The following is a 25,179-nucleotide window of genomic DNA, read 5'->3' on the forward strand; positions in this document are numbered from 1 at the left end:
AGGGGGATGCCATGAACCAGTCCACGAAGCCGGGGTACCGCCGCACCGCGGTCGTCGGCGCCACGATCGCACTCGTCGCCACTGCGGGGGTGCTCGGGTTCGGCGCGACGGCCGCCACCGCCGCGACCGAGTCGCCGTCGCCGACGCCGACCGGGACCGGCACGCCGGCCGTCAGCACGCCCGGCAGCACGCCGGCCGTCAGCACGCCCGGCAGCGCGCCGGCCGCGACCAGCACGCCGGCCGCCAGCACGCCCGTCACCTGGTCGGAGCCGTCCACGCCGCAGCACCCGATCGTCCTCACGGTCACCGCCGGCGAGCCGTTCTCCCACACCTTCGTCGCGAACGGCGGCGACGGTCCGCTCGAGTACCTGTTCAACCCCCTCGCCGGCGCCGACGGCTTCACCTGGGACGAGCAGACCGGTGTCCTCAGCGGCACGCTCACGAGCGCGACCTCGTACCCGTTCGACGTCACCGCGACCGACCTGCACCAGAGCGCGGTGCAGCACGTCGTGGTCGAGGTCCAGCCGGCCGCTCCCGTGCAGGTGGTCGCCGACGTGGTCTCCGGACCGAACGGCGAGGCGCCCGGGTGGCTGCTCAAGGACGGCACGATCACCGCGTACCAGGGCGACGCGACCGTGTCGACGATCCCGGCGGAGCAGGGGCAGTCGGTCTGGATCGACTCCACGCCGGTCGACCGCTTCGACAACCCGTTGTACGGTCCGGAGCAGGGCGGGAAGCCCGCGATCACGAGCAGCGTCGCCAGCGACGAGTTCGCCTGGGACGCCACGCGGGCCCTCTGGCGGGTCACCTTCACCCACGCCTCGCCGCACGTCGTGACGCTGACGTACGGGGACGTGACCGGCGTGCTCCGGTTCGCGGTCGCCGCCGCGACGACCCCGGTCGCCACGCCCACGCCTGCGCCCACACCGACCGCGGTCGCGGCCGCCACCGGCACGGCGAACGGCAGCGGGACGGGCACCCTCGCGTACACCGGCGCGGACGACACCGGCCTGCTCGCGTGGGCACTCGGCCTGCTGGCCGCCGGCGGTGGGCTGCTGGTCTGGCGTCTGCGCCGACGCGCCTGAGACGCGACCGATCGACGGCCTGGAGGCCCGGTGCCGGACCGCACCGGGCCTCCAGGCCGTCATCCGGTTGCGACCACCGACCGCGCGCCGACCGGCCGGACCGCGTCAGATGGTGACGACGTCGACGGCCCACGCCTCGACGGCGAGGCGCAGCGTCGCCGGCCCACCCGCGAGGATCGCGGTGGACAGGACGTCGGCCGTCACCACGTCGTCGGCGATCACCGTGACCTGCCGGTAGACGCGGTCCTGGTCGGTGCGCCAGACGTGCTCGCCGCGTTCGGAGGTCCCCGAGGTCGCGACGGCGCGCCGCGGGGCGGCCAGCCGGACCACGCGGAGGACCTCGCCGGCGCGGTCCGGGTCGGTGATGCCGGCGTTCCAGTCCCGGCCCGTGACCGTCCCGGAGACGAGCACGTCGCCGCCGACGTTGACGCACCAGTCCGCGTGCCCGGCACTCCGGAGCAGTGCACCGGCCCCCTCGATCGCCGCGGCCTTGACGATGCCGGTCAGGTCGACGCTGCGGTCCGCGCGGTGGGGCTCGAACGCCCCGCCTGTCGCGTTCCGCCACGCGATCGCCCGGGCGTACATGTCCCGGTGCTCGCTGCTCGCCCGGGTCAGCGCGAGCCGCCCGTCGGCGACCTGCGAGGCGGGGGAGTCGGGCCGGTACCGGCTGTACTCGGCGTCCATCCCGGCGAACAGGCGCTCGACGTCGTCGAGCACGGCGGGGGTCGACTCCGTGCTGGCCCCGTCGACGTGCACGGAGGCGACGGTCCCCATGGTGTCGAAGACCCGGCGCACCTACATGCCCGCCTGGTCGAGTGCCGACTGCAGCGACTGGATGTACCCGTCGGAGGTGTACGTGGCTCCGCTGACCGTGTCGATCTGGGCGGACTGCGCGGTGAGGGCCTCCTGCCGCAGCACGGGCGCCGCCTGCGCACTGATCATCGACGAGCGCGGATCGTCGTCGGTGAGCTGCAGTGCCGTCACCTCGGTCAGCTTCCCGCCGGCGACGGTCACCTCGACCTGGACGTCGCCGTACCGGGTGCTGACCGCGGTGCCCGTGTAGGTGCCGTCAGCGGCGGACGAGCCGGAGCCGGAGCTCGCGTTCTCCGTCCCCGAGGTGCCCGTGCCGGTGGTCCCACCGGCCTGGGTCGTCGTCTGCGTGGCCTGCAGGCTCCCGGCCTCGACGCCGGCGGCGATGATCCCGAGGGACACCAGCGCGCCCCCGATCACGATGCGTTTCCTCACCAGTCGAACCGCTCTCGGTGCAGGTGGTCGACGGGGAGACCCGCGGCGAACGCATCGCGTTCGACGAGGTCGCTCCACCGTCCCGGACCACAGATGTACAGGTCGGAGTCGGCGAGGTCGGGGAACACCGAGCCCGCCCACACGCCGCGGGCCGTGTCGGACGCCGCCAACCAGCCGGCGGGTCCGGCACCGCGCGGGCCGATGCTCGCGAACACGCGGTGCCCGTGGAGGGCAGCCCAGTCGCGGATCTCGTCCCACAGGAAGGACTCCTGCTCGGAACGGCCGCGGAGCAGGATCGTGACGGCACCCGGAGGTGCGTCGAGCCGCTCCAGGAAGGCGCGCACCGGGGTGACCCCGATGCCGCTCGCCGCGACCGCGATCCGGGTGCTCGTCCGGGTCGCCTCGGTGAAGATGCCGTACGGGCCCGCGAAGCTCACCGGGGTCCCGTGCCGGAGCGCGGCGAGGTCCGCGCTGCCCCGGCCGAGTGCACGGACGGTGATCCGCATCGTCGTGTCCGTCGGCGCAGCGGACAGCGACAGCGGGTGCGCGTGCCACCAGGTCCCGCCCGTCCAGAACCGCCACATGAAGAACTGGCCGCCCGCCGCGCGCAGCCGGTCGAGGTCCCGCCCGCGGAGGTGCACGGACACCACGTCGGCGCCGACACGTTCGATGCGGTCCACCGTGACGCCGTGCCGGAGGCTCCGGAGCGCAGGCAGCCCGAACCGGAACACCGCGACGGACCCGAGCGCAACCACGTAGAGGACCACCCAGTACACGCGCTCCCAGCTCCCCGCGGCGAGGATCCCGCCCGCGGAGAGCTGGTGCGGGATCGCGACCCCCACCGCGACGTAGGAGAGCAGGTGGACGGCGTGCCACGCCTCGTACGGCAGCACACGGCGGACCGCGACGATCGACGTCCACACCACGGCGACGAACAGTGCGAGCCCGACGATCGCGAGCACCATGTCCGGGGTGTTCCAGAGCGCCACGGTCTCCGCCACGACGTTCGTGCCGTCCTCGAGCGAGTAGCCCACGATCAGGAGCACCGCATGTGCGAGGAGCAGGTACAGCGCCGGCTTGCCGAGCTTGCCGTGCTGCTGCATCGCGGCGTCGTGGCCGACGAGCCGGTCGACGAACGGCAGCCGCGCGGCGAGCACGAGCATCACGAGCACCAGGTCCGTGCCGACCAGCCCGGCGACGATCCCCGCGGCCGTGACCACGGGGCCGACGCCGGCCAGGTCGACGGTGCCGGAAGCCAGCCAGAGGGTGACGGCCATGGCGGCGGAGGCCCAGGCGGTGATGCCGAGCAGGTCCGCGACACCGCGACGGCGTGCGACGCGGCGCCGGTACGGCCGGTCGTGCGGCAGCGGGGGCCGGCTGCGCGCCGGCGGGCGCGTGGTCGGGCGGGGGGCTGCGGCGGTCATGGGGTCGATTCAGCCGCGCGGCGCTATGGGGAGGCTGTGGTGCTGCCGTGGGATTGCCGCGCGGTTCGTGCCGTCTTCCGATGTACCGGACGGCGCCGTCCGTAACGGTTGCGTAACGGCGCTTTGCGTCAAGACGTTTGACGTTCGTACGGTCACATCAATCGATTGACGAAGCCCGTCGATCGATCGACGTGAAGGAGCGCCATGCTGACGATGAAGGACATCGCCGCCCAGGTGGGTGTATCGGTGTCGTCCGTCTCGCTGGTGCTCAACGACCGTGACGCCGGGCGGGTCAACCGCGAGGTCGCGCAACGGATCCGTGAGCTGGCGGACGCGTTCGGGTACGTCCCGAACCAGCTGGCGCGGTCGCTGAAGTCGAAGCAGACGCAGACGATCGGGCTGGTGTCCGACCGGGTGGCGACCGTCCCGTTCTCGAGTGCCATGCTCGCCGGCGCGCAAGAGGCTGCCTGGCGTCGCGGGTACGTCCTGATGCTCGTCGACACCGGTGGGAACGAGGAACTGCAGACCCCGGCGGTGCAGTCGCTCCTGCAGCGCAACGTCGACGGGCTCATCGTCGCGGCGACGTTCCACCGCGAGGTCACGATGCCGGATGTCCCGACGTCGACGCCGGTCGTCCTGCTCGACGGACGTCCGGAGACGGAAGAAGCCAGCGCCGACTTCGTCGTGCCGGACGAGGAGCGCGGTGCGTACGACGCGGTCACGCACCTCGTCGAGGCGGGACACCGGCGCATCGGGTTCTGCAGCGTCAGTGCCTACCCGATCGCGGACGCCCTGCGCTCCCGCGGGTACCGGCGAGCCCTCGCCGACGCCGGACTCCCGGTCGATCCGGCGCTCGTCGTGACCGCCGAGGACGCCGCGACCCGATGTGCGATCGCTCCTGCGCAGCGCCTCCTCGACCGGCCCACAGCAGCGCGACCGACCGCGGTCTTCTGCTTCGGCGACCAGATCGCCATGGGCTTCTACCAGGTCGCCAGGTCCCTGGGCCTCGCGATCCCTACCGACCTCTCCATCGTCGGCTTCGACAACCAGGAGTTCGTCGCCGAAGCGCTGGAGCCCGGACTGACCACCATGCAACTGCCGCACCGCGCCATGGGGGACTGGGCGGTCGAGCGGATCCTCGCCCGGATCGACGGCTCCGTACCGCGGTCGGTCGCTCCCGCCGGCATGCGCATGCACTGCCCCCTGGTGATCCGCGGGTCGGTCGCACCGCCGCGCGATCCCCCCTGATCCCACCCCTCCGTCTCGACCCACTCGTCCACGCCGTGCGCCCTGCACGTCGTGCTGGTCGAGCGCGCCTCGGCGCATCCCGAAACGCCATCAGCAAAGGAGCTGCACCATGCACCGAACACCACACCGCCGATCACTGCGCATCACTGCCATCGCCACCCTCGCCCTCGCCGTTGCAGCGCTGACCGGGTGCAGCAGCGCCGGATCGGCCTCGGACGGCAAGACGTTCACGATCCTGCAGTACGAGGACAAGACGACCGCGCAGGGGCAGGGCTGGCAGCTCGCGCTCCAGATCTTCAAGAAGAAGCACCCCGACGTCGACGTCAAGTTCCAGACGACGAGCTTCGACGGGTTCCGGAAGAACGCGAAGCTCGTGCTCGGCGGCAACAAGGTCCCCGACGTGGTCGAGTTCAACAAGGGCAACGCCGACGGCGGTCAGTTGACCAGCCAGGGACTGCTGCAGGACCTCGACGACCAGGTCACGAAGTACGGGTGGGACGACAAGATCACCGGGTCGATGCAGTCGTTCGCGAAGTACGACGAGCAGGGCAAGGCCGGCAGCGGGAAGTGGTACGGCATCCCGAACGTCGGCGAGTACGTCACCTTCTACTACAACAAGGACAAGTTCAAGCAGGCCGGGATCACCGCCGAGCCGACGACCATGGCCGAGTTCGTCACCGACATGCAGAAGCTCAAGGGCGCCGGCACGACGCCGATCTCGTCCTCCGCGGCGGTGAACCAGGGCTTCAACCAGATGTGGATCTGGTACTCGCTCGTGTCGGCGGCCGCGGACCGGAAGCACATCGACGACTTCATGTTCCTCAAGGGCAAGGTCGACTTCTCGAAGGACCCGTGGAAGACCGGGACCGAGGAGTTCCAGGACTGGATCGACAAGGGGTACGTCGGGAAGGACCTGGGCGGCCTCAACTACGAGCAGGCGACGGTCAACTTCCTCAGCGGCAAGACGGGGATGCTCATCTGGAACAACGGCGTGTTCAGCCGGATCAAGGACCAGTCGACGTTCGGCTGGGGGTCCTTCACGCTCCCCGGTGCGTCCATGTCGATGGGCTCGTCCGGCCACCTCTGGGGTGTTCCCGCGAAGGCGGGCAACAAGGAACTCGCCTACGACTGGATCAACACCACGCTGAGCAAGCGCGTGCAGGACAAGATCGGCGAACTCGGTGGTCTGCCGCTCGCCGGTGACACGGACGCGATCTCCGACCCGGTGACGAAGGCGTACACGCAGCGCTTCGACGAGGTCGTCGCCGACGACACGCTCTCGTTCTACCCGGACTACCCGGTTCCCGGATTCCTGGACTTCATCCAGAACAACATGTCGGCGATGTCGAACGGCAACGAGACGGCGGACGAGTACCTCACCAAGCTGCAGCAGTTCTACGACGACGGCAAGAAGACCGTCAACCAGGGCTGAACCCGACCCCGTGGGGTGGGTGCCGTCGTGGCGCCCGCCCCACCTCCGAGGAGACCGCGATGACCGCACTCACGCAACGAACCACCGGATCTCCCGGCGTCCGACGCCGGGACCGCCAGCACTCGTACTGGTGGTACCTGGTGCCGATGATCCTCGGCACCCTCGCCATCGTCCTGCTGCCCTTCGCGATGAACGTCTGGTACAGCCTCTTCCAGTGGAAGGGCGGGCTCGCCCCGATGCGCTGGTACGGACTCGGCAACTACGTCGACCTGCTCGCCGACTCCCAGTTCTGGTTGGCGTTCAAGAACTCGGTGTTCATGATCGTCGGCATCGTCGTGGTGCCGACCCTGATCGGGCTCGTGCTCGCGGCGATGCTGTTCGACTACCTCGGCCGCGAGTTCGGACCGAAGGTCGCAGCGACGCTGCGCGCCATGTACTACCTGCCGCAGATCCTGCCGATCGCGGTCGCCGGGTTCGTCTGGAGCTGGGTGCTCGCGACCCAGAACGGGCTGCTCAACAGCGTCCTCGCCGTGTTCGGGGACAGCAATCCGCCCGACTGGCTCGGCAACCCGGACATCGCGATCTACGCCGTGATGCTCGTGCTCGTCTGGCTGCAGATCGGCTACCCGGTCGTGGTCTTCATGGCCGCGCTGCAGCGGGTCGACCCCGAACTGTACGAGGCGGCGTCGCTCGACGGCGCCGGGTGGTGGCGCCGGTTCACCGCGATCACGCTCCCGCAGATCCGGCCGGAGGTGTTCGTCGTGGTGATCACCGCCACCGTGGGCGCCCTCAAGGTGTTCGCTCCGATCCTCATCCTGACCGGTGGCGGACCGGAAGGCTCCACCGTCGTGCCGTCCTACTACTCGTACCGGAACTTCTTCGAGCTCTCGAAGGTCGGGTACGGCTCCGCCATCGCGACGGTCATGTCGATCGTCATCTTCGTCATCGCCGGCATCCTCATGTGGCTGCAGCGTCGCGATGCCGAGGGGAAGGAATCCGCATGAGCGCCCTCCTGTCCGAACCCACCGTGAGCACACCCGAGCAGCGCACGCCGGCTCCGCCGCGGCGGAGACGTGTGCGCAGGGGCCCTGCGCGATGGATCGTCCTGGCAGTGGCCGCGTTGTTCGCACTGCTCATGCTGGCGCCCCTGCTGCTCCTGGTCCTCAACGCCTTCAAGACCGGTGCCGACTACTCCGCGCACGGCCCGCTGGCCCTGCCCCGGCACCTCAGCATCGAGGCGTTCCAGCAGTACCTCGAGATCGTCGACTACCCGCGGGCGCTCGTGAACTCGGTCGTGATCTCCAGTCTGGTCGCGATCCTCGGGACGGCACTCGCACTGATCACCGCCTACGGGATCGGGATCGGTCGGATCCGCGGTCGCGGGTGGCTGCTCGCCGTGTTCCTCCTGGCGACGATGCTCCCGCAGGAGTCGCTGATCTACCCGCTCTTCTACGGTGCACAGGCGACCGGCCTCTTCAACACCGTGTGGAGCGTGGTGATCGTCTTCACCGTCCTGCAGGCGGCGTTCGGCACCTACCTGCTCTCGAGCGTCATGAGCACGATCCCGGAGTCACTGCTCGAAGCGGCGGCCCTCGATGGTGCCGGTCGCTTCCGGATCCTCTGGTCCGTCGTCTTCCCGGTACTCCGACCCACGCTGTCCGTACTCGTCGTCTTCTTCTTCGTCTGGACCTGGAACGAGTTCTACATCCCGCTCGTGCTCCTCACGGACCAGTCCGCGCAGACCGTGCCGATCGCCCTCGCGACCCTGCAGGGCCAGAACAGCATCAACCTGACCGCCCTGAACGCCGGGTCCCTGCTCTCACTGCTGCCGACCCTGGTCTTCTTCCTGATCTTCCAGCGCACCCTGAGCCGCGGCGTCACCGCCGGCGCGGTGAAGTGACCGCCCCGGAACCGACCACCAAACCGCTCTCGAACACCGGAGGCTCCATGCTCCCCACCATCACCGAACTCGCACCGCCCGCCGGCGTGCGGTCGCGGTCGATCAACGCCGAGAACCCCGCCGGGGCGTTCGGGGCCGCGGCGGCGGCGTCCTCCGCGCTCGGCCCGGGCCGGAAGGGCAGCGCGTGGTCGAGTCTGCCCGCCGGCGGCACGATCGACCTGGTCGACATCGACGGGCCCGGAGTGATCCGCCACATCTGGATCACCGTGGCGGACGCGACCGACGCCGGACCGTTCGTCCTCCGCGACCTGGTGCTCCGTGCCCACTGGGACGACGAGGAGACCCCGTCGATCGAGGTGCCCCTCGGCGACTTCTTCTGCAACGGCTTCGCGACCAGGGCCCTCGTCACGTCGGAGCCCGTCACGGTCGCGCCCACCGGCGGCATGAACAGCTACTTCCCGATGCCGTTCCGGAAGCACGCCCGGATCTCGCTGAGCAGCGAGCACGGCGCGGACCTCGAGCACGTGTTCTTCCAGGTCGACCTCACCACGGGTGACGAGATCGCCGAGGACACCCCCTACTTCCACGCGCAGTGGCGTCGGTCGAACGCGTCGACCGCACTCGGCGAGGACCACGTGATCCTCGACGGCGTGCAGGGGAGCGGGCGGTACGTCGGCACCTACGTGGCCCTCGCATCGCTGAGCAGGTTCTGGTGGGGCGAGGGCGAGGTGAAGTTCTTCATCGACGGGGACGACGACCTGCCGTCGCTCTGCAGCACCGGACTCGAGGACTACGCCGGGGGCGCGTGGGCGTTCCAGGACGAGCTCCGCTCCGATCCGGAACCGGTCCCGCTCACCTTCAGCGCGCCGTACTTCGGGTACCCCTTCTGCAGCAGCCGGGACACCACCGGAGCTGCGACCTTCCTGCAGGCCACCGCGCCGATGCACGCGCTGTACCGCTGGCACCTGCCGGACCCGATCTGGTTCGCGCGCGACCTCCGCGTGACGGTGCAGCAGATCGGGACGTGGGACCACGGGCTGTTCGAGCGTTCGGACGACATCAGCACCGTCGCCTACTGGTACCAGACGGAGCCGCACCGCCCGTTCCCGGACCTGCCCGCGGCAGCGGGTCGCGTCCCGAGGTGAGCACGTGATGGACGGGAGGCCCGGTGCCGGCCCGCACCGGGCCTCCCGTCCGCCCTGGTCACCACCGTCAGCCGTTCCTGGGAAGGTGGGCACATGAACCCCGTCGTCGTCATCGGTGAAGCACTCGTCGACGTGGTCGACCGGCCCGACGGCCGTGTCGAGCACCCGGGCGGCAGCCCGATGAACGCGGCGGTCGGGCTCGCGCGCCTCGGTGTGGCAGCCCGACTCGTGTGCGCGCTCGGCCACGACGAGCGGGGTGCGGTGATCCGCGCGCACGTCGGCGCGAGTGGCGTCGAGCTGGACGCGACCACGATCGACCGCACGTCCACCGCGGTCGCCACGATCGACGGGGACGGCGCTGCGACGTACGTGTTCGACCTGGACTGGCGACTGGATCCCGTGTCCGTCCCCGCGGGGACACCGATGGTCCACGTCGGGTCGATCGGTGCGGTGCTCGAACCGGGCGCCGCATCCGTGCTCGACGCGGTGCGGCGTCGCGCACCCGGGACGCTCGTGTCCATCGACCCCAACGTGCGCCCGTCGATCACGCCCGACGCAGCGGCGGTGCGTTCCGCGCTCGCACCGCTGCTCGCCGAGGCGGACGTCGTGAAGCTCAGTGACGAGGACGCCGCCTGGCTCTGGCCGGACCGGGACGTCGATGCGGTGCTCGACGGACTGCTGGACTCCGGCGCGACGGTGGCCGCCGTCACACTCGGGGGGAACGGGTGTGCGCTCGCGAACGCCTCGCGCCGCATCGTCGTCCCGGCACCCCGGGTCGAGGTGGTCGACGCGATCGGCGCGGGGGACTCGTTCACGGCCGGACTGCTCGACGGGGTCCTGGCTGCTGGGTCGACCTTCTCCGACGATCTCGAAGCGCTCGCTGCGCACGCGCTCGCCTGCGCTCGGGTGACGGTGTCCCGTCCCGGAGCCGATCCGCCGCGGCGGGACGAGCTGCCGGCCTGACCCGCGCTGCGCGGGTGGGCCTAGGGTGGCGGCATGTCGAAGGTCAGGGTGCACAACTTCGCGGTCTCGCTCGACGGGTACGGCACGGGGGCCGAGCAGTCGCTCGAGCGGCCGTTCGGCCACGCCGACGGTCGCCTCATGTCCTGGTTCGCGGCGACCGCGACGTTCCGCGCGATGCAGGGGGCACCGGGCGGGGAGACCGGCCTCGACGACGAGTACGCGCGGGCCTGGGGTCCCGGCATCGGCGTGGAGATCATGGGCCGGAACAAGTTCGGGCCCGAGCGGGGGCCGTGGACCGATGACGACTGGAAGGGCTGGTGGGGCGAGGACCCGCCGTTCCACACGCCCGTCGTGGTCCTCACCCACCACCCGCGCGAGACCCTGACCATGGCCGGCGGGACGACGTTCCAGTTCGTGGACGCAACGCCGGCGGAAGCGCTGGCCGTTGCCCGCGCGGCCGCTCCGGGAACCGACGTCCGCATCGGCGGCGGGGTCGAGACGGTGCGGTCGTTCCTGGCCGCCGACCTGATCGACCACCTCCACGTGGTGGTGGTGCCGATCGTGCTCGGGCGTGGGGAGCGGCTGTGGGACGGGCTCGAGGGACTGGAGGACCGGTTCGACATCAGGACCGAGGCGTCACCGTCGGGCGTCGTGCACCTGACGTTCGACCGGCGTGGCTGAGCGCACCGCCGGTCTCCGGGCTCGCCAGCCGTCGGGTCGCCTGCCTTCCGGCTCGCCGGTCGTCGGGTTCTCAGTCCTCGGGGATGACCCGTTCGAAGCGTGACGTGTCGGCGCCGTCCGGGTCGGGCCCGTTGCGGCGACCGGTGTCGAGGGCGTCGAGTGCGGCGAGTTCCTCGTCGGCGAGCGTGAAGTCGAACACCGCGAAGTTCTCCGCGATGCGACCCGGGTTCGTCGACTTCGGGATCGCGTTCCGACCCTGCTGGACGTGCCAGCGGAGCATCACCTGCGCCGGCGTCCTGCCGTGCGCTTCGGCGATCGCGCCGATCGTCGGGTCGTCCAGGACGCTCACCCGCTCGTCGCCGAAGCCCGGGTAGAACGTGATCCCGCCGATCGGGGACCACGCCTGGTCGAGGATGCCGTGCTCGGCGTCGGCGCGCTGGACGTCGGGCTGCGTGAAGTACGGGTGCAGCTCGACCTGGTTGAGCGCCGGGATGACGTCGGTCTGCTCGAGGAGGGAGCGGAGGTGGTGCGGCATGAAGTTGCTCACGCCGATCGCGCGGACCCGGCCGTCGGCGTACAGGCGCTCGAGTGCCCGGTACGCCTGCACCGTCCGGTCGAAGCGGTCGGGTGCGGGCTGGTGCAGGATCAGCACGTCGACCGTGTCGAAGCCGAGCTTGCGGGTCGCCTTCTCGAACGCGTGCAGGGTCTTGTCGTACCCGTAGTCGGAGACCCAGATCTTGGTCTCGATGACGATGTCGTCCCGGTCGACACCGGAGGCGCGGATGCCCTCGCCGACCTGGCGCTCGTTGCCGTACGCGGCGGCGGTGTCGATGTGGCGGTAGCCGACCTCCAGTGCGGTGCGCACCGCGTCGACCGTGTCCTCGGGGGAACTCTGGAAGACGCCGAAGCCGATCGGGGGGAGCTGGACGCCGTTGTTGAGCGTGATGTTGTCCATGTGTCCGACGCTAGGACCGCGACCGGCAGTGTGGAGGGCTCTGTCGGTACCTGTCTCCCCGGGGCGCCCTACTGCGCGTCGGCGCGCTGCCGGCCGGCGGCGGACGCGATCACGATCGTGATCGCCAGCAGCGCCGCGGGCACGAGCATCGCGACGCGCAACCCGAGGTGCTCACCGAGGAAGCCGAGTGCGGGCGGCCCGACGAGGAAGGCGATGTACCCGGCGGTGGCGACGACGGACACGCGCCGGTCGCCGTCGGTCGGGTGGTCGCCGGCCGCGGACACCGCCAGGGGGAAGCCGAGGGCGATGCCGAGCCCCCACACCACGGCGGCGCCGGCGGTCACGAACGGTGACGGGGAGACCACGACGACCAGCACCCCGACGACGCCGACCACGGCGCACGCGCGCACCACGGCGCCGCGGCCGAACCGGGTGACCAGCGGCGTCCCGGCGGAGCGGCCGATGAGCATGGCGAGCGCGAAGCCGGTGAAGACGAGGGAGCCGAGGACCTCCGGGGCGTCGTGGTCGCTCGTCATGAGGAGCGGGAGCCAGTCGCTCGCGGCACCCTCGGCGAACGCCATCGCCAGCGTGATCACCGCGATGAACACGAGCTGCATGGTGACGACCGACCTGCGGATGGTGGTCGTCGACCGCGGCGCATCGACGTCGACGGCGGGTTCCGCTCGGGGCAGCGGCCGGAGGTTCGTCGCCGCGAACGCCGCGAGGCCCGCCATCACGAGCGCGGCGATCGGGAGGTGCACGATGACCGGGACATGGGCGGCGGTCATCGCGATGCCGACGATGCCGCCCGCGACCGTCCCCAGGCTGAAGCACGCGTGCAGCACCGGGACGACCGGGCGGTCGGTGAGCCGCTCGACCGCGGCGGCCTCGACGTTCAGGCCGATCTCCGCGACCCCGGCGCCGAAGCCGACCAGGAACAGGCCGGCCCAGACACCCACGGTGACCTGCGCCGGCGCGGACAGCCCGACCAGCAAGATCCCGACCACCGGCAGGGCTGCGCCGACGAGGACGAGTGGGCGGGTCCCGAGCCGGCGGATGAGCGCGCCTGCGCTGAGGATCCCGAGCATCGAGCCGATCGAGAGCCCGAAGAGGACGAAGCCCATCGCCTCGATCGACGCGCCGAGGTCCTCACGGACGGCCGGCGTCCGGGTGACCCAGGACGCGATGCCGAACCCGGTCATGGTCGACGTCGCGAAGAGCGCCAGACGGTGTCGTCGGGTCGAGGGCGGCGCCGCCGTGGTGTCCACGGCACCACTCTCCCACAGCGGGTCACGCTGCCGGGGGAGCAACCTCGTCGACGGCGGCCAGGCCGTTCAGTGTGCGGGGGTACCCGATGAAGGGCACCAGCACGGTGAGGACGTCGAGCAGATCGGCCCGGGTGTTCCCGACGTGCAGGTTCGCCGCGACGTGGCCCTTGACCTGGTTGTCGGCGCCGCCGAGCCCGACGAGCATCGCGAACGTCAGGAGTTCACGCGTCCGCACGTCGAGTCCGGTGCGTGTGTAGTGGTCCCCGAAGCAGTTCGCCGACAGGAACCGCTGGAAGTGCACGGCGTCCGCCGGGGCGTTCGCGTACATCGCGTCCACGCGGTCGCCCACGATCGCGGTCTGCTCGGCCCTGCCGACGTCGAACCGGGTCTCGGGCGTGGTGGTCGACTGGCCGGGCAGCGGCAGCTCGACGCCACGGGCGGTGAGGACCTCGTTCGTGATGTGCAGGAAGTCCACGACCCGGGCGATGCCGACGTACGCGACCGCCTGGTACACGACCTCCTTCACCTCGACCGGGGTCACCTCGTTGTCCAGTGCGGCCCCGAGCAGCACCCGGAACTCGTGCTGCGCGCCGACGGCGATCACGGCACCGAGCTGGACGACGAGCCGGTGGTGGCGGCTGATCGATGCCGCACGGAGCGTCTCGTCGAACGCGAAGTCGTCGAAGGAGGCCACGAACTCGGGGTCGGTCTCGGCGAGCGTGGAGCGGTGGGCGGGGAACAGGGTGTCGTGCTCGCGTCGTGCGGCGTCGTTCGCTGGCATGTCCGCCACGCTACGAGCGCCCGGCCCCGCGAGGGGTGCTCTGCCGGTACACGGAACGGCCGGGCACAGCTCGATCGACGCGCCGCCGCCCGCGCACAGGCACCGCCTGCCAGGCTCTGAGGTCCATGGAACTCATCGCACCCGAACTCGTCGTCGTGCTCGCCACGGCGATCGCGGTCGCAACGGCCGTCTCCGGGCGGCTGCGCATCGCTCCGCCCGTCCTGCTCCTGGCCTTCGGCGCCGGCATCGCCTTCATCCCCGTGTTCACGAAGGTCGAACTCCCCGCCGACGCGGTGCTGCTCCTGTTCCTGCCCGCGCTGCTCTACTGGGAGAGCCTGACCATCTCGCTCCGGGAGATCCGCGCGAACTTCCGCGGGATCCTGCTCATGGGCACCCTGCTCGTCGTGCTGACGGCCGGCGGGGTCGCGACGCTCCTGCACCTGCTCGGGATGCCGTGGGGTCCTGCGTGGGTGCTCGGTGCGGCCGTCGCGCCGACCGACGCTACGGCGGTCGGTGCGCTGACCCGGTCCCTGCCGCGGCGGAACACGACGGTGCTCCGCGCCGAGAGCCTCGTGAACGACGGTACGACCCTCGTCATCTACGGCATCGCGGTGGCGGTGACCGCGGGGGAGCAGACGCTCACCGTGTGGAACGTCTCCGGCATGCTGCTGCTGTCCTACGTCGGCGGCATCGCGGCGGGGCTGTTGGTGTCGTGGCTCGGGATGCTCGTGCTCCGACGCGTGGACGCGGTGCTGCTGGAGAACCTGCTGACGCTCCTGGTGCCGTTCGTGGCGTTCCTCGCTGCCGAGGCGATCGGGGCCTCCGGCGTGCTGGCCGTCGTCGTGGCGGGGCTCGTCGTGAGTCAGGTCGCCCCGAAGCTCGACCGCGCCGAGACCCGGCAGCAGGTCCGGTCGTTCTGGTCCTTCGCGACGTTCCTGCTCAACGGTGCGCTGTTCGTGCTCGTCGGGATCGAAGCGACGATCTCGGTGCGGGCACTCGAAGGGCACGAACTGCTCGTCGGCCTCGGCATGATCGGACTCGTCTCACTGGCCGTCGTGGTGCTCCGCTTCGCCTTCCTCAACCTGTCGTGGGGTGCGGTCCGGCTCGTCACCCTGCGGACCGGGGGTTCACCGCGCGAAGGACACCGCGACCGCGTGGTGAGCGGCTTCACCGGGTTCCGCGGCGCGGTGTCGCTCGCGGCGGCGGTCGCGGTGCCGCGGATGGTGGAGAGCGGCGCTGCGTTCCCGGACCGGGACCTCATCGTCTTCGTCGTCGCTGGCGTGGTCGTCGTGACGATCGTTGGACAGTCGCTCGTCCTCCCCGCGGTGGTGCGGTGGGCGGACTTCGGCGGCAGTCACGAGGTGGTCGAGGAGCGTCGGCTCGCGGAACGTCGGGCCATCGAGGAAGCGCTCGAGGCGCTCCCGAAGCTCGCCAAGCGCTCCGGTGTCGACGACGAGGTCGTGCAGCGCATCCGCGCCGACTACGAGGGGCACCTGGCGCTCGTGCGGGCCGAGCAGAGCGACGACGACGAGCACCCGCTCCTGCAGCAGCGCGGCGCCGCGGTCGAACTGGAGCTCGCGCTCGTGCGGCTCAAGGCGTCGACGGTGCTCCGGATGCGGGACGACGGCGACATCGACGACCTCGTGCTCCGCCAGGTCCGTGCCGAGTACGACGCCGAGGAGACCCGCCTGCTGCGCCAGGGCGAGCGCGACTGACGCAGCACCGGCACCGGCACTGGCAGCGGCACCGGCACTGGCGGCAACGCCGCCGCGCCGCGGCTCAGCGGCCGGCGCGCAGCGTCCCGCGGACGACGGAGTCGCCCGAGTGCGCGGGGTCCCCGTCGTCGGGCTCGGCGGACACGTCGACCACCGGGTAACGCGACGGGTCGACGCCCGTCGGTACCGTGAACCGACCCCGGTCGCCGTCGAGGAACCCGACACTGACCAGGCCCGACAGGTCGCCGCGCATCATCCAGACCTCGCGGAGCGGTGCGTCCCCCTCCGCCGCGCGCGGGTCGACGTCGATCACGAGCGTGAGCCGCCCGTCGCTCCCGCGCTCCAACGCAGCGCTGCCCTTCGCGCCGGTCCACCCGGGGAGCGGCGCGAGCGCGGTGCGGGAGACCACGGCGGCGTCGGTGGTGGGCTGGTCGGGGCGGCTGCCGAAGGCGAACGCCCCGATGCCGAGTCCGAGCACGAGCCCGACGACCCCCGTCGCCGCGGTGACGAGCAGGACGGTGCGGCGACGGAGCCGCGCGACACGGCGGCGCGGCGCGACGTCGGGCACGGCCGCACCAGGAGCGGCATGCGCGGCAGCAGCGGCAGGCGCAGCAGCAGCGGCGGGCTGCTCCTCGAAACCGAGCTCGGTCGCGATGCGATCCCACACCCGGGGCGATGGCGGCTCGAGGTCGACCCCGTGCGAGGACTTCGCGAGCGTCACCACCCGCCGGAGGTCGGTCAGCTCGCCACGGCACTCGGCACACCCGGACAGGTGCTCCGCTTCCGCCCCGGAGGGCCCGACGTCGCCGATGGCGAGCAGCGCGAGGGTCTCCTCGTCGATGTGGGTCATTCGATCACCTCCAACCTCGTTCGGAGCCGAGCCAGTCCGCGACGGATGTGACTCTTGACGGTGCCGAGCGGCAGCCCGAGCCGTTCGGCGATCTCACGGTGGCTGAGTTCCTCGTAGAACGCCAGTCGCAGCACCGTCCGGGGGACCTCGTCGAGCCGGTCGAGCTCCCCGGCGACGAGCATCCGTTCGGCCAGTCCGTCGGTGTCGTCGGTCGTTTCGGGGGTCGTCGCCTCCGAGTCGGCGACGGCGTGGGCGAGCCGTGCACTGCGGGCACGGTCGGCGTGGGCGTCGGCGATGCAGTTCCGGGTGATCCCGACGAGCCACGCGCCGAGCGGTGCGCGTTCCGGATGGTAGGTGTCGCGATGCCGCCAGGCCCGGACGAAGACCTGCTGGGTGACGTCCTCGGCCGCTGCGACGTCCCCGAGGGACCGCAGGGCCAGGGTGTGCACGAGGGCCGACCACCGTTCGTAGACCGCCCGGAGGACGCGCTCGTCACCGCTGCCGAACGCGTCGGCGAGGTCGCTGTCGTCGGGTGTGGTGGTGGTCACGTCGTCGTGATGCCTTCCGGGGGCCACGGGGCTCCTGTCGCGATGCTAGTTCGTCGGCGTCGCGGTGACCACGAGGTTGCTCAGGTAGTGGTGCGTCGTCGTGTCGAAGTCGCCGCCGCAGGTGACGAGCACGAGCCGTCGTGGCCCGTCCCGGTCGAAGATGCTCGGCCATGGCACCCCGGTCTTCCGGAGCAGGGAGACCGTCGTGACGGCGTACTGCGTGGTCGTGCCGGCGGCGTCGGTGAGGGTGATCGGCGTCCCGGCGGGGACGTCGACGAGGTGCGCGAACGGGCCGATCCCGTACCCGACCGCGTCGACGTGTGCGGCGATGACGGTGGACCCGGTGCCCGAGGCGGGGCCGGCGCCGTACCGGTACCACCCGGCGACGGCGGGGTCCGACGGCAGGGCCATCTCGCCGGTCGCGTCGACACCCTCCGGTCGGACCGGTTGGTCGATGCCGACCCGGTCGACGGTGATCCGCACCGGGGCGGCGACGGTGGGGACGTCGTCGGGGAGCGCGGCGTCGTGGCGGGGGACCGCTGATGAGAAGGCGGACGGCGCCGCCGACGAGGAGGCGGACGGCGCCGCCGACGAGGAGGCGGACGGTGCCGCCGACGGGACGACGGTCGGGAGCGGGTGCTCGCCGGGGACCCGATCCGCCGACGAGCACCCGGTGAGGCAGGCCAGGACGACGGTGGCGGCAAGGGGGATCGCCACCGCCGTCCCGACCCTCGTGCGCACGGTCAGGGCCGTGCGTTCCGTGCGGCGACGGTCGCGCGTCGTCGCAGGACCACGAGCACCAGCCCGGCGAGGAGGACGGCTGCGCCGCCGATCGCGAGCGGGGTGGTGTCGGAGCGGTTCGTCGCGACGAGTCCGGCGTTCCCGGCCGGCACGCCGTTCGGGTCACCGCCGAGTCCGGTCACGGTCTGGGTGGCGAGCGCCAGGTTCTTGTCGTCGAGGCTGCCCCAGGCGTACACGATGGTGTCGGCGCCGGCCTGCACGGCGACGTCCGCCGGGCCGATCACCGGAGCGGTCGTGCCGGTCGCGGCCACCGTGGCCGAGACGGTCCCGGCCGCGAGCACCAGTGCCTTCTCGTCCGGGTTGGACAGGTTCGACACGACGGCCTTCCCGCCGGCCAGCACGTCGACCGCGGGTGCTGCGGCGACGTGCCGGACGACGAGCCGACCCTGTCCCGCGGGGACCGCGGAGGTGTCGTTGGTGAAGACGGTGGCGGTCGGGTCACCGTCGGCCTTCAGGTGGGCGACGGCGGTGTAGTTCCCGCCGGCGGTGAAGGAGACGTCGGCCGGGCCGATGATCGGCTTGGAGTCGTCGGTGGCGTCACTCGCGGTGATCGCCAGGGTGTGGGCACCCGAGGGGACCATCATCGGGCCGGCCATGGTGCCCGGCGTGAAGTCGTCGAGTGCGCGGGCGCCGTCGAGGTACACGTCGACGGTTGTGCCGGGGACGGCGTGCAGGACGGAGAGCGTGGCGTCGCCGGCGGCCGCAGTTGCGGCGGTCGCGGGGACCACGAGCGCGAGCGCCGTGAGCAGTGCACCGGCGCCGATGCCGGTGACGAGGTTCTTCCGCATGGTGTTCCTCCTGGATCGGGTGGAGACGTCGTCATCGACGCTCACCTCCACTACCGGCCGGGGACCCCGCCTGGATGCACCCGTGCACACGAACGCGCTTACGGCCACCGGGCTCCGGCCGATAGAGCGCACTGACCACCCACGGACGGGTGGTCGGACACCCTGCCCCACGGACGGCGGCGGGGACGAAGAACACCAAGGACGGGCCATGATCGTCGTCACACGACTCAACGGCAGCGGATTCGCTGTCAACCCCGATCTCGTGGAGCGCATCCAGGAGACGCCGGACACGACGCTCATCATGGTCGACGGCGCGAAGTACATCGTCCGCGAGTCGATGGCCGAGGTCATCGAGCGGATCGCCGCGTACCGCGCCCGCATCGTCACGATGGCCTACGGCGCCGAGCCCCGCACCGTGACCGGCACGACCGGCCCCCAGCCGACGCTCGCCCCGGTCGCCCCGATCCGTGCGCAGGACGGGGGTCGCTGAGATGGACATCGCGACGATCGTCGGCATCCTCCTGGCCTTCGGTGCCCTCTTCGGCATGGTCGAGATGGAGCACGTGGAGATCTCCGGGCTGTTCCTCCCGGCGCCGATGTTGCTCGTGTTCGGCGCCACCATCGGCTGCGGCATCGCGAGCACCACGCTGAAGGACGCCATCGCGAGCTTCAAGGCCGTGCCGAAGGCGTTCACCGGCAAGGTCACCCCGCCGGCGTCGGTCATCGACGACGTCGTGGGCCTGGCCGAGACCGCCCGCGCGAACGGGCTCCTCGCGCTCGAGCAGGAGGCCGACAAGCACGACGACCCGTTCATGAAGAAGGCGCTGCAGAACATCGCGGACGGCACCGACGGCGACGAGCTCCGGATCCTGCTCGAGGACGAGATCGAGTCCAACGCCGCCCCGGTCCGGAGCGCGAGCGCGTTCTTCATGGGCCTCGGCGGGTTCGCACCGACCGTCGGCATCATCGGCACCGTCGTGTCGCTGACCCACGTGCTCGCGAACCTCGGCAAGCCGGACGAGCTCGGTCCCCTCATCGCGAGCGCCTTCGTCGCGACGCTCTGGGGTCTCCTCACCGCGAACTTCCTCTGGCTGCCGATCGGCGGCAAGCTCCGCAAGCTCGCGCAGCTGGAGTCCGACCGCCAGACGCTCCTGATGGAGGGGCTCCTCGCAGTCCAGGCCGGCAGCCAGCCCCGCCTCCTCGGTGAGCGGCTCAAGGCGATGGTCCCGCCCGCGGCGCGCAACGACCCGGCGGCGGCCAAGGGCAAGGGCGGCAAGGGCGGGAAGAACGCCGACGACGCCGACGACCAGCAGCTGGCGGCCTGAGCATGAGCGCGAACCCCCGCGGGCACGGACGCGGTCGCGGCGGCCGGAAGAAGGGCGGCCACGACGAGGCCGAGCACCCCGACGAGCGCTGGATGGCGTCCTACATGGACATGATCACGGTGCTGATGTGCATGTTCCTCGTGCTCTTCGCGATGTCCACCGTCGACCAGCAGAAGTACATCGCGCTGAAGACGTCCCTCGCCACCGGGTTCGGTGAGGTCGAGACGAAGAAGGTCGACACCGCCAGCGGCACCGTCGTGAAGAAGAACGAGGTCACGGACGGCAAGGGCTACTCCGTCGACGACGCGAAGGCGGACCACTCCACGGCCGCGTCCGGAGCGGAGGACACCAACGCCGATCCCGCGTCGACGGTGGTGCCGGCGACGGCGACCAAGCAGGACGTCGCCGCAGCGGAGAAGGAGCTCGACGACCTGAAGGCGATCCAGGAGGCGATCACCGGGAACCTGGACGAGATCGGGCAGACCTCGAACGTGCAGTTCACGGTCGACGCCCGCGGGCTCATCGTCCGGCTCGTCGGCAGCGAGACGTACTTCGGCACGAACAGCGCGGACCTCTCCGACCAGGCGAAGCGGATCATGGACGCGATCGCCCCGGTGCTGAAGACCGCGCACCACGACGTCAGCGTCGAGGGGCACGCGGACCAGCGGAACTCGACCGCGCCGTACGCCACGAACTGGGAGCTCAGCGCGGCCCGCGCGACCGGGGTGCTCCGCGACCTGGTCGAGCGGGGCGGGATGCCGGGGGAGCACATCCAGAGCGTCGGCTTCGGGTCGAGCCGGCCGCTCGCGAAGGGCGGCACCGACGCGGACCTCGCACTGAACCGCCGGGTCGACATCGTGGTGCTCTCGAACCAGGACCAGGACGTCAGCAAGCTGATGCCGGCACTGGCCGCCGCGCAGGACGGAGCAGCGACGGGCTAGGGAACACGACCGCCCCAGAACGGGGTACAGCACTGACGGGTGGTACTCAGCGAACCGATAGACCCACCCGTGACCGAGACCCTGCCAGCGCCCGAGGTGTACGACTTCGCGCGCCCGTCGACGCTCGCCCGCGAGCACGCCCGGGTGCTCGAGCTCGCCTTCGAGACGTTCGCCAGGCAGTGGGGCACGCAGCTGACCGCGAAGGTCCGCGTCGTCAGCCAGGTCACCTGCGAGCAGGTGCAGATGATGACGTACGACGAGTACGCCGCGTCGCTGCCCGCGCTCACCGGCATGGCACTCCTGCCGATCGCCGACACGACCCCGAAGGGCGTGCTGCAGGTCCCGCTCGACGCCGCCCTGACCTGGGTGTCGCACGCGCTCGGCGCCTCGAAGCCGCTGCCGACCCCGGAGCGCACCTTCACGCCCATCGAGCAGGCCCTGGTCCGGAAGATCGTCGAGGACGCCCTCGACGACCTCCGCTACTCGTTCGGCGGGCTCCTCGCCCACGACGTCACGGTCGGCGGGTTCCAGTACAACAGCCAGTTCGCCCAGGCCGCCCAGAAGGGCGACCTGATGATCGTCGCGTCGTTCAGCATCCGCGTCGGGGACCGGATCGCCCCCGGCACGCTCGCGCTCCCGGCGGAAGCGATCCTCCCGCAGCTCGGAGAGGCCGCCGCGTCGGTGTCCGCCGCCGACGCCCGCGCGCTCCTCGACGCGCAGCTCGCCGGCGTCCCGGTGGGCGTCTCGCTGCGCCTCGCCCCCGCGACGGTGCTGCCGTCGCAGGTCCTGCGACTCGCCGTCGGCGACGTGCTGCCGCTGCCGCACCCGCAGCACCGCCCCCTCACCATCACGGTCGACGGCGAGCCCGTCGGCACCGCCGCCGTCGGCGCGAACGGGTCGCGCCTCGCCGGGATCGTCGTCACCACCACATCGGAGCCCCTCGCATGACCGCCACCACCACCCTCCACTCCGGTGCCGCCGAGGCACTCGTCGCGCAGCTCCCGACGGCGGCTCCCCTCCGCGCGCTGACCATGCCGGGAGGCTCGACCCCCGCCGTCCTGGAGGCTGCGGTCGACGGTGTGGTCGCGTCCTTCGTCGGTGGCCTCTCCGCGGACGTCGCGGTGGTCCTGACGGACCTCGACGCGATCGCCGCGGCCGGTGGCACCGACCACGGTCTGGTCGCCGTCACCGACGTGCTCCGCCCGTCGCTCGAGGCCGCCGCGTCGGTCCTCGGCGTCGGGGTCCTCGGCGAGGCCCGCCGCGAGTCCGCCGCGTCGCTGTTCGCCGACCCGGAGACGGTCGTCTTCGAGCTCACCGCCGGTGGCCTGCCCGGTGGCTGGTTCGCCATCCGGATCCGGGAGAACGGCACCATCGGCACGCCCGCGGCGCCGGCGGCGTCGATCCCGACCGGGAACCTCGGTCGGATCAACAACGTCGAGATGACCCTGACGGTGGAGATCGGCCGCACCCGGATGTCCGTCCGCGACGTCCTCGGCATGGAGCCGGGCGCCGTCGTCGAACTCGACCGCTCGGCCGGCGCGCCCGCCGACGTCCTGCTCAACGGCCGGCTCATCGCGCACGGCGAGGTCGTCGTCGTGGACCAGGACTACGCCGTCCGCATCACCAAGATCCTCGACGTCGCCGAGACGGTCTGATCCGTCGTGGACACGCTCGTCATCACCCTCCGCGTCGCGCTCTCGCTCGGCGTCGTGCTCGCCCTGATGTGGGTGCTGCACCGCCGCGTGTCCAAGGGGCAGCTCGGCTGGACCAAGGCGAAGGGCCGTCGGTCCGCCGCCGTGGAGGTCGTCGCCCGGCAGGGGATCGGTGGCAAGGCGAGCGTCGTCGTGGTGGACGTCGAGGGTGAGCGCCTGGTGCTCGGCGTGACCGAGCACGGCGTGAGCCTGCTCACGAGCGGTGCCGCGCCCGCGCCGGAACTGACCATCGTCACGGGTCCCGTCGTGCTGCCGAGCGTGCCGCGACCCGTCGCGCCGGAGCCGACCGCCCCGGCCGCGTCCGCCGACGCGTTCCGTGCCGAGCTGGACAAGCAGGACCAGGCCGCACCCAGCCTCCCGTCCGAGCTCCCGATGCGTCCCCGCAACCGCAGCCGACGCGCCGTCGCCGTCCCCACTTCCGCGCAGCTGCAGGGCTCGATCCTCTCCGTGGACACCTGGCGCCAGGCGGCTGCCGCCGTGCGCAACCGGCGGGCCGGGTGACCGCCGCGCGGACCGGGCGTCTGCTGCTGCTCGCCGTCCTCGGCGTGGCGATGGTCGCCGGGTTCCTGATGCTGACGGCGACCGGTGCGCATGCGGCCGGCGTCGTCGAGCCGACCGCGCCGGCCACCCCGACCGCCCCTGCCACGGGCGGCTTCTCGGTCAGCGTGAACGGTCCGGACGGCGCGCCGTCCTCCGCCGTCGTGACGCTCATCGGCATCACGCTGCTCAGCGTCGCACCGGCGCTGCTGCTCATGATGACGTCGTTCACGAAGATCTTCGTCGTCCTCGCGATGACCAGGAACGCGCTCGGTCTGCAGTCGATCCCGCCGAACCAGGTGATCGCCGGGCTCGCGCTCTTCCTGTCGCTGTTCGTGATGGCACCCGTGATCGGGCACATCAACGACGACGCGCTGCAGCCCTACCTCGCCGGGCACCTCGACTTCCAGCAGGCCGTCGACATCGGCACGAAGCCGCTCCGGACGTTCATGCTGCACCAGACGCGGGACGAGGACCTGGCGCTGATCACCCGTGCCGCGGGACTCGCGAACCCGAAGGACCTCGACGCGGTCCCGATGACGACGGTGATCCCGGCGTTCATCATCTCCGAGCTCCGGAGCGCGTTCATCATCGGGTTCGTCATCTTCATCCCGTTCCTCGTCATCGACCTCGTGGTCTCCGCGGCGCTGATGTCGATGGGCATGATGATGCTCCCGCCGGTGATGATCTCGCTGCCGTTCAAGATCCTGCTGTTCGTGCTCGTCGACGGGTGGGGGCTCATCATCAAGTCGCTCATCGAGAGCTACCAGGTGGTGCACTGATGGACCAGCAAGCCGTCATCGACCTCGTCCTGCAGGCGCTCCTCGTCGCGGGGAAGCTCGCTGCCCCCGTCCTCGTGACGTCCCTCGTGGTGGGCTTCGCCATCTCGCTCTTCCAGTCCGTGACGCAGATCCAGGAGGTCACGCTCTCCTTCGTGCCGAAGGCCCTCGCGGTCGCGATCGCGCTCGTGGTCTGCGGCAACTGGATGATCTCGGAGATGATCGGGTTCACGCACTTCGCGTTCGACCAGATCCCGAAGCTCCTCGGGGTCGGCTGATGGAACTGGCCATCGACTTCGACTCCCTCGAGGGCACGATGCTGGCCGGGGTCCGGATGATCGCGTTCTTCCTCATCGCGCCGCCGTTCTCGTACAAGGCGTTCCCGAACACCGTGAAGCTCATCCTCGCGCTGGGGCTCGCCATCGGCGTCGCACCGCGGGTGACCGCCGGGTACGTCTCGCTCGACACGGGCCCGTTCCTCGTGGCCCTCGTCACACAGCTCGTCGTCGGTCTGGTGCTCGGGTTCCTCGTGTACCTGGTGTTCGCGGCCGTGCAGTCCGCCGGTGCGCTCATCGACCTGTTCGGCGGGTTCACGCTCGCGCAGGCATACGACCCGCAGTCCCAGGTGAACGGTGCGCAGTTCACCCGGCTGTTCCAGATGGCGGCGCTCGCGCTGCTGTTCGCCTCGGGTGGGTACCAGCTGATCGTCGGCGGCCTCGTCCGGTCGTTCGACGCGGTGCCGCTCGTCACCTCCGACGGGCACGTCGGGTCGTTCGCGCTCGGTGGGGTCGCCGGCCTCCTCGTCGCCGCGCTGTCCCAGATGTTCCTCGCGACGCTGCAGATCGCCGGCCCGCTCGTCGTCGTGCTCTTCCTCGCCGACGTCGGCCTGGGGCTCCTCACCCGGGTCGCGCCGGCGCTCAACGCCTTCCAGATGGGCTTCCCGATCAAGATCGGCCTGACCGTCATCTTCGCCGGGGCGCTCTTCATGGCGCTGCCGTCCGTCGTGTCCAGCCTGACCGGTGACGCCGTGCAGGCGATCACGGGGAGGGGGTGAGC

General features: G+C 71.3%; 28 protein-coding genes. 18 read left to right on the forward strand and 10 right to left on the reverse strand.

Features of this window, described 5'->3' with window-relative positions:
* The first annotated feature begins 11 nt into the window (after positions 1 to 11).
* A complete protein-coding gene (locus tag EDF55_RS02410) occupies positions 12 to 1,085 on the forward strand; it encodes a hypothetical protein (RefSeq protein ID WP_123653329.1) in 1,074 nt (357 codons plus the stop codon).
* Between the two features lie 105 nt (positions 1,086 to 1,190).
* On the opposite strand, the gene EDF55_RS02415 is transcribed toward EDF55_RS02410, so the two are convergent.
* Genes EDF55_RS02415 through EDF55_RS02425 form a run of 3 tightly spaced genes read right to left on the reverse strand, consistent with a single transcriptional unit; the run spans position 1,191 to position 3,754 of the window.
* Positions 1,191 to 1,859 (reverse strand): FAD:protein FMN transferase, encoded by a 669-nt coding sequence (locus EDF55_RS02415; protein ID WP_260235826.1) that lies wholly within the window; start codon positions 1,857 to 1,859, stop codon positions 1,191 to 1,193.
* A gap of 21 nt (positions 1,860 to 1,880) precedes the next feature.
* A complete protein-coding gene (locus tag EDF55_RS02420; protein WP_260235741.1) occupies positions 1,881 to 2,330 on the reverse strand; it encodes an FMN-binding protein in 450 nt (149 codons plus the stop codon).
* Positions 2,327 to 3,754 (reverse strand): ferric reductase-like transmembrane domain-containing protein, encoded by a 1,428-nt coding sequence (locus tag EDF55_RS02425; protein WP_123653331.1) that lies wholly within the window; start codon positions 3,752 to 3,754, stop codon positions 2,327 to 2,329. The genes EDF55_RS02420 and EDF55_RS02425 overlap by 4 nt, the downstream gene beginning before the upstream one ends.
* Before the next feature lie 204 nt (positions 3,755 to 3,958).
* Between EDF55_RS02425 and EDF55_RS02430 the strand changes: the two genes are divergently transcribed.
* The 7 genes from EDF55_RS02430 (at position 3,959) to EDF55_RS02460 (ending at position 11,123) form a co-directional block, all read left to right on the forward strand.
* Positions 3,959 to 5,002, forward strand: coding sequence for a LacI family DNA-binding transcriptional regulator (locus EDF55_RS02430; RefSeq protein WP_123653332.1), 1,044 nt, complete (start codon positions 3,959 to 3,961; stop codon positions 5,000 to 5,002).
* 109 nt (positions 5,003 to 5,111) lie between these two features.
* Positions 5,112 to 6,434, forward strand: a complete 1,323-nt coding sequence (locus tag EDF55_RS02435) for an ABC transporter substrate-binding protein (protein WP_123653333.1) — start codon at positions 5,112 to 5,114, stop codon at positions 6,432 to 6,434.
* Between the two features lie 146 nt (positions 6,435 to 6,580).
* Positions 6,581 to 7,438: a carbohydrate ABC transporter permease gene (locus tag EDF55_RS02440; protein ID WP_123653838.1), complete on the forward strand. Its 858-nt coding sequence runs from the start codon at positions 6,581 to 6,583 to the stop codon at positions 7,436 to 7,438.
* Positions 7,439 to 7,545: 107 nt separating this feature from the next.
* Positions 7,546 to 8,334, forward strand: a complete 789-nt coding sequence (locus EDF55_RS02445) for a carbohydrate ABC transporter permease (RefSeq protein WP_243698391.1) — start codon at positions 7,546 to 7,548, stop codon at positions 8,332 to 8,334.
* A gap of 47 nt (positions 8,335 to 8,381) precedes the next feature.
* On the forward strand, positions 8,382 to 9,479 hold the full coding sequence (locus EDF55_RS02450; RefSeq protein ID WP_123653335.1) for a glycoside hydrolase family 172 protein: 1,098 nt from the start codon (positions 8,382 to 8,384) through the stop codon (positions 9,477 to 9,479).
* Positions 9,480 to 9,572: 93 nt separating this feature from the next.
* Positions 9,573 to 10,442, forward strand: coding sequence for a carbohydrate kinase (locus EDF55_RS02455; RefSeq protein WP_123653336.1), 870 nt, complete (start codon positions 9,573 to 9,575; stop codon positions 10,440 to 10,442).
* A 33-nt stretch (positions 10,443 to 10,475) separates the two neighbouring features.
* Positions 10,476 to 11,123 carry a dihydrofolate reductase family protein gene (locus EDF55_RS02460; protein WP_123653337.1) on the forward strand — a complete coding sequence of 216 codons (648 nt, stop codon included), beginning with the start codon at positions 10,476 to 10,478 and terminating at the stop codon, positions 11,121 to 11,123.
* A gap of 70 nt (positions 11,124 to 11,193) precedes the next feature.
* Here EDF55_RS02460 and EDF55_RS02465 read toward each other — a convergent pair whose 3' ends face one another.
* From EDF55_RS02465 to EDF55_RS02475, 3 genes are all read right to left on the reverse strand, one after another.
* Entirely contained in the window at positions 11,194 to 12,078 is an 885-nt protein-coding gene (locus EDF55_RS02465) for an aldo/keto reductase (RefSeq protein ID WP_123653338.1), read from the reverse strand.
* Between the two features lie 68 nt (positions 12,079 to 12,146).
* Positions 12,147 to 13,346: an MFS transporter gene (locus tag EDF55_RS02470; RefSeq protein WP_260235744.1), complete on the reverse strand. Its 1,200-nt coding sequence runs from the start codon at positions 13,344 to 13,346 to the stop codon at positions 12,147 to 12,149.
* A gap of 22 nt (positions 13,347 to 13,368) precedes the next feature.
* Complete coding sequence (locus EDF55_RS02475; protein ID WP_123653339.1) at positions 13,369 to 14,127, reverse strand: carboxymuconolactone decarboxylase family protein; 759 nt, start codon at positions 14,125 to 14,127, stop codon at positions 13,369 to 13,371.
* Positions 14,128 to 14,252: 125 nt separating this feature from the next.
* Between EDF55_RS02475 and EDF55_RS02480 the strand changes: the two genes are divergently transcribed.
* Positions 14,253 to 15,842, forward strand: a complete 1,590-nt coding sequence (locus EDF55_RS02480) for a Na+/H+ antiporter (protein WP_123653340.1) — start codon at positions 14,253 to 14,255, stop codon at positions 15,840 to 15,842.
* A 64-nt stretch (positions 15,843 to 15,906) separates the two neighbouring features.
* Here EDF55_RS02480 and EDF55_RS02485 read toward each other — a convergent pair whose 3' ends face one another.
* The 4 genes from EDF55_RS02485 to EDF55_RS02500 are packed head-to-tail and all read right to left on the reverse strand — an operon-like array spanning position 15,907 to position 18,829.
* Positions 15,907 to 16,692: an anti-sigma factor gene (locus tag EDF55_RS02485; protein WP_123653341.1), complete on the reverse strand. Its 786-nt coding sequence runs from the start codon at positions 16,690 to 16,692 to the stop codon at positions 15,907 to 15,909.
* Positions 16,689 to 17,240, reverse strand: a complete 552-nt coding sequence (locus EDF55_RS02490) for an RNA polymerase sigma factor (protein ID WP_123653342.1) — start codon at positions 17,238 to 17,240, stop codon at positions 16,689 to 16,691. Before EDF55_RS02490 ends, EDF55_RS02485 begins: the two co-directional genes overlap by 4 nt.
* Positions 17,241 to 17,285: 45 nt before the next feature.
* Positions 17,286 to 17,957: a class F sortase gene (locus tag EDF55_RS02495; protein WP_185017066.1), complete on the reverse strand. Its 672-nt coding sequence runs from the start codon at positions 17,955 to 17,957 to the stop codon at positions 17,286 to 17,288.
* 26 nt (positions 17,958 to 17,983) lie between these two features.
* The gene (locus EDF55_RS02500) at positions 17,984 to 18,829 is read right to left on the reverse strand and encodes a DUF4397 domain-containing protein (protein WP_123653344.1); all 846 of its coding nucleotides are present in this window, start codon (positions 18,827 to 18,829) and stop codon (positions 17,984 to 17,986) included.
* Positions 18,830 to 19,037: 208 nt separating this feature from the next.
* On the opposite strand from EDF55_RS02500, the gene EDF55_RS02505 reads away from it, so the two are divergent.
* From EDF55_RS02505 to EDF55_RS02545, 9 genes are all read left to right on the forward strand, one after another.
* Positions 19,038 to 19,319 (forward strand): flagellar FlbD family protein, encoded by a 282-nt coding sequence (locus tag EDF55_RS02505; RefSeq protein ID WP_123653345.1) that lies wholly within the window; start codon positions 19,038 to 19,040, stop codon positions 19,317 to 19,319.
* 1 nt (position 19,320) lies between these two features.
* Complete coding sequence (locus EDF55_RS02510) at positions 19,321 to 20,154, forward strand: motility protein A (protein WP_123653346.1); 834 nt, start codon at positions 19,321 to 19,323, stop codon at positions 20,152 to 20,154.
* A gap of 2 nt (positions 20,155 to 20,156) precedes the next feature.
* Positions 20,157 to 21,095 (forward strand): flagellar motor protein MotB, encoded by a 939-nt coding sequence (locus EDF55_RS02515; protein WP_123653347.1) that lies wholly within the window; start codon positions 20,157 to 20,159, stop codon positions 21,093 to 21,095.
* A 69-nt stretch (positions 21,096 to 21,164) separates the two neighbouring features.
* On the forward strand, positions 21,165 to 22,043 hold the full coding sequence (locus EDF55_RS02520) for a flagellar motor switch protein FliM (RefSeq protein ID WP_123653348.1): 879 nt from the start codon (positions 21,165 to 21,167) through the stop codon (positions 22,041 to 22,043).
* A complete protein-coding gene (gene fliN / locus EDF55_RS02525; RefSeq protein ID WP_123653349.1) occupies positions 22,040 to 22,750 on the forward strand; it encodes a flagellar motor switch protein FliN in 711 nt (236 codons plus the stop codon). Before EDF55_RS02520 ends, fliN begins: the two co-directional genes overlap by 4 nt.
* A gap of 6 nt (positions 22,751 to 22,756) precedes the next feature.
* Positions 22,757 to 23,308 (forward strand): flagellar biosynthetic protein FliO, encoded by a 552-nt coding sequence (locus EDF55_RS02530; protein WP_123653350.1) that lies wholly within the window; start codon positions 22,757 to 22,759, stop codon positions 23,306 to 23,308.
* Between the two features lie 50 nt (positions 23,309 to 23,358).
* Positions 23,359 to 24,126, forward strand: coding sequence for a flagellar type III secretion system pore protein FliP (gene fliP / locus EDF55_RS02535; protein WP_260233468.1), 768 nt, complete (start codon positions 23,359 to 23,361; stop codon positions 24,124 to 24,126).
* On the forward strand, positions 24,126 to 24,401 hold the full coding sequence (gene fliQ, locus EDF55_RS02540; protein WP_123653352.1) for a flagellar biosynthesis protein FliQ: 276 nt from the start codon (positions 24,126 to 24,128) through the stop codon (positions 24,399 to 24,401). Before fliP ends, fliQ begins: the two co-directional genes overlap by 1 nt.
* Positions 24,401 to 25,177 carry a flagellar biosynthetic protein FliR gene (locus EDF55_RS02545; RefSeq protein WP_123653353.1) on the forward strand — a complete coding sequence of 259 codons (777 nt, stop codon included), beginning with the start codon at positions 24,401 to 24,403 and terminating at the stop codon, positions 25,175 to 25,177. Before fliQ ends, EDF55_RS02545 begins: the two co-directional genes overlap by 1 nt.
* The last annotated feature ends 2 nt before the right edge of the window (positions 25,178 to 25,179 follow it).

Source organism: Curtobacterium sp. ZW137, from assembly GCF_003762905.1.
GTDB lineage: Bacteria > Actinomycetota > Actinomycetes > Actinomycetales > Microbacteriaceae > Curtobacterium.

Coding starts and splice junctions, on each gene's coding strand:
- EDF55_RS02410 (WP_123653329.1), top strand. CDS start 12: ATGAACCAGTCCACGAAGCCGGGGTACCGCCGCACCGCGGTCGTCGGC.
- EDF55_RS02415 (WP_260235826.1), bottom strand. CDS start 1,859: ATGGGGACCGTCGCCTCCGTGCACGTCGACGGGGCCAGCACGGAGTCG.
- EDF55_RS02425 (WP_123653331.1), bottom strand. CDS start 3,754: ATGACCGCCGCAGCCCCCCGCCCGACCACGCGCCCGCCGGCGCGCAGC.
- EDF55_RS02430 (WP_123653332.1), top strand. CDS start 3,959: ATGCTGACGATGAAGGACATCGCCGCCCAGGTGGGTGTATCGGTGTCG.
- EDF55_RS02435 (WP_123653333.1), top strand. CDS start 5,112: ATGCACCGAACACCACACCGCCGATCACTGCGCATCACTGCCATCGCC.
- EDF55_RS02440 (WP_123653838.1), top strand. CDS start 6,581: ATGATCCTCGGCACCCTCGCCATCGTCCTGCTGCCCTTCGCGATGAAC.
- EDF55_RS02450 (WP_123653335.1), top strand. CDS start 8,382: ATGCTCCCCACCATCACCGAACTCGCACCGCCCGCCGGCGTGCGGTCG.
- EDF55_RS02455 (WP_123653336.1), top strand. CDS start 9,573: ATGAACCCCGTCGTCGTCATCGGTGAAGCACTCGTCGACGTGGTCGAC.
- EDF55_RS02460 (WP_123653337.1), top strand. CDS start 10,476: ATGTCGAAGGTCAGGGTGCACAACTTCGCGGTCTCGCTCGACGGGTAC.
- EDF55_RS02465 (WP_123653338.1), bottom strand. CDS start 12,078: ATGGACAACATCACGCTCAACAACGGCGTCCAGCTCCCCCCGATCGGC.
- EDF55_RS02475 (WP_123653339.1), bottom strand. CDS start 14,127: ATGCCAGCGAACGACGCCGCACGACGCGAGCACGACACCCTGTTCCCC.
- EDF55_RS02480 (WP_123653340.1), top strand. CDS start 14,253: ATGGAACTCATCGCACCCGAACTCGTCGTCGTGCTCGCCACGGCGATC.
- EDF55_RS02485 (WP_123653341.1), bottom strand. CDS start 16,692: ATGACCCACATCGACGAGGAGACCCTCGCGCTGCTCGCCATCGGCGAC.
- EDF55_RS02500 (WP_123653344.1), bottom strand. CDS start 18,829: ATGCGGAAGAACCTCGTCACCGGCATCGGCGCCGGTGCACTGCTCACG.
- EDF55_RS02505 (WP_123653345.1), top strand. CDS start 19,038: ATGATCGTCGTCACACGACTCAACGGCAGCGGATTCGCTGTCAACCCC.
- EDF55_RS02510 (WP_123653346.1), top strand. CDS start 19,321: ATGGACATCGCGACGATCGTCGGCATCCTCCTGGCCTTCGGTGCCCTC.
- EDF55_RS02515 (WP_123653347.1), top strand. CDS start 20,157: ATGAGCGCGAACCCCCGCGGGCACGGACGCGGTCGCGGCGGCCGGAAG.
- fliN (WP_123653349.1), top strand. CDS start 22,040: ATGACCGCCACCACCACCCTCCACTCCGGTGCCGCCGAGGCACTCGTC.
- fliP (WP_260233468.1), top strand. CDS start 23,359: ATGGTCGCCGGGTTCCTGATGCTGACGGCGACCGGTGCGCATGCGGCC.
- fliQ (WP_123653352.1), top strand. CDS start 24,126: ATGGACCAGCAAGCCGTCATCGACCTCGTCCTGCAGGCGCTCCTCGTC.
- EDF55_RS02545 (WP_123653353.1), top strand. CDS start 24,401: ATGGAACTGGCCATCGACTTCGACTCCCTCGAGGGCACGATGCTGGCC.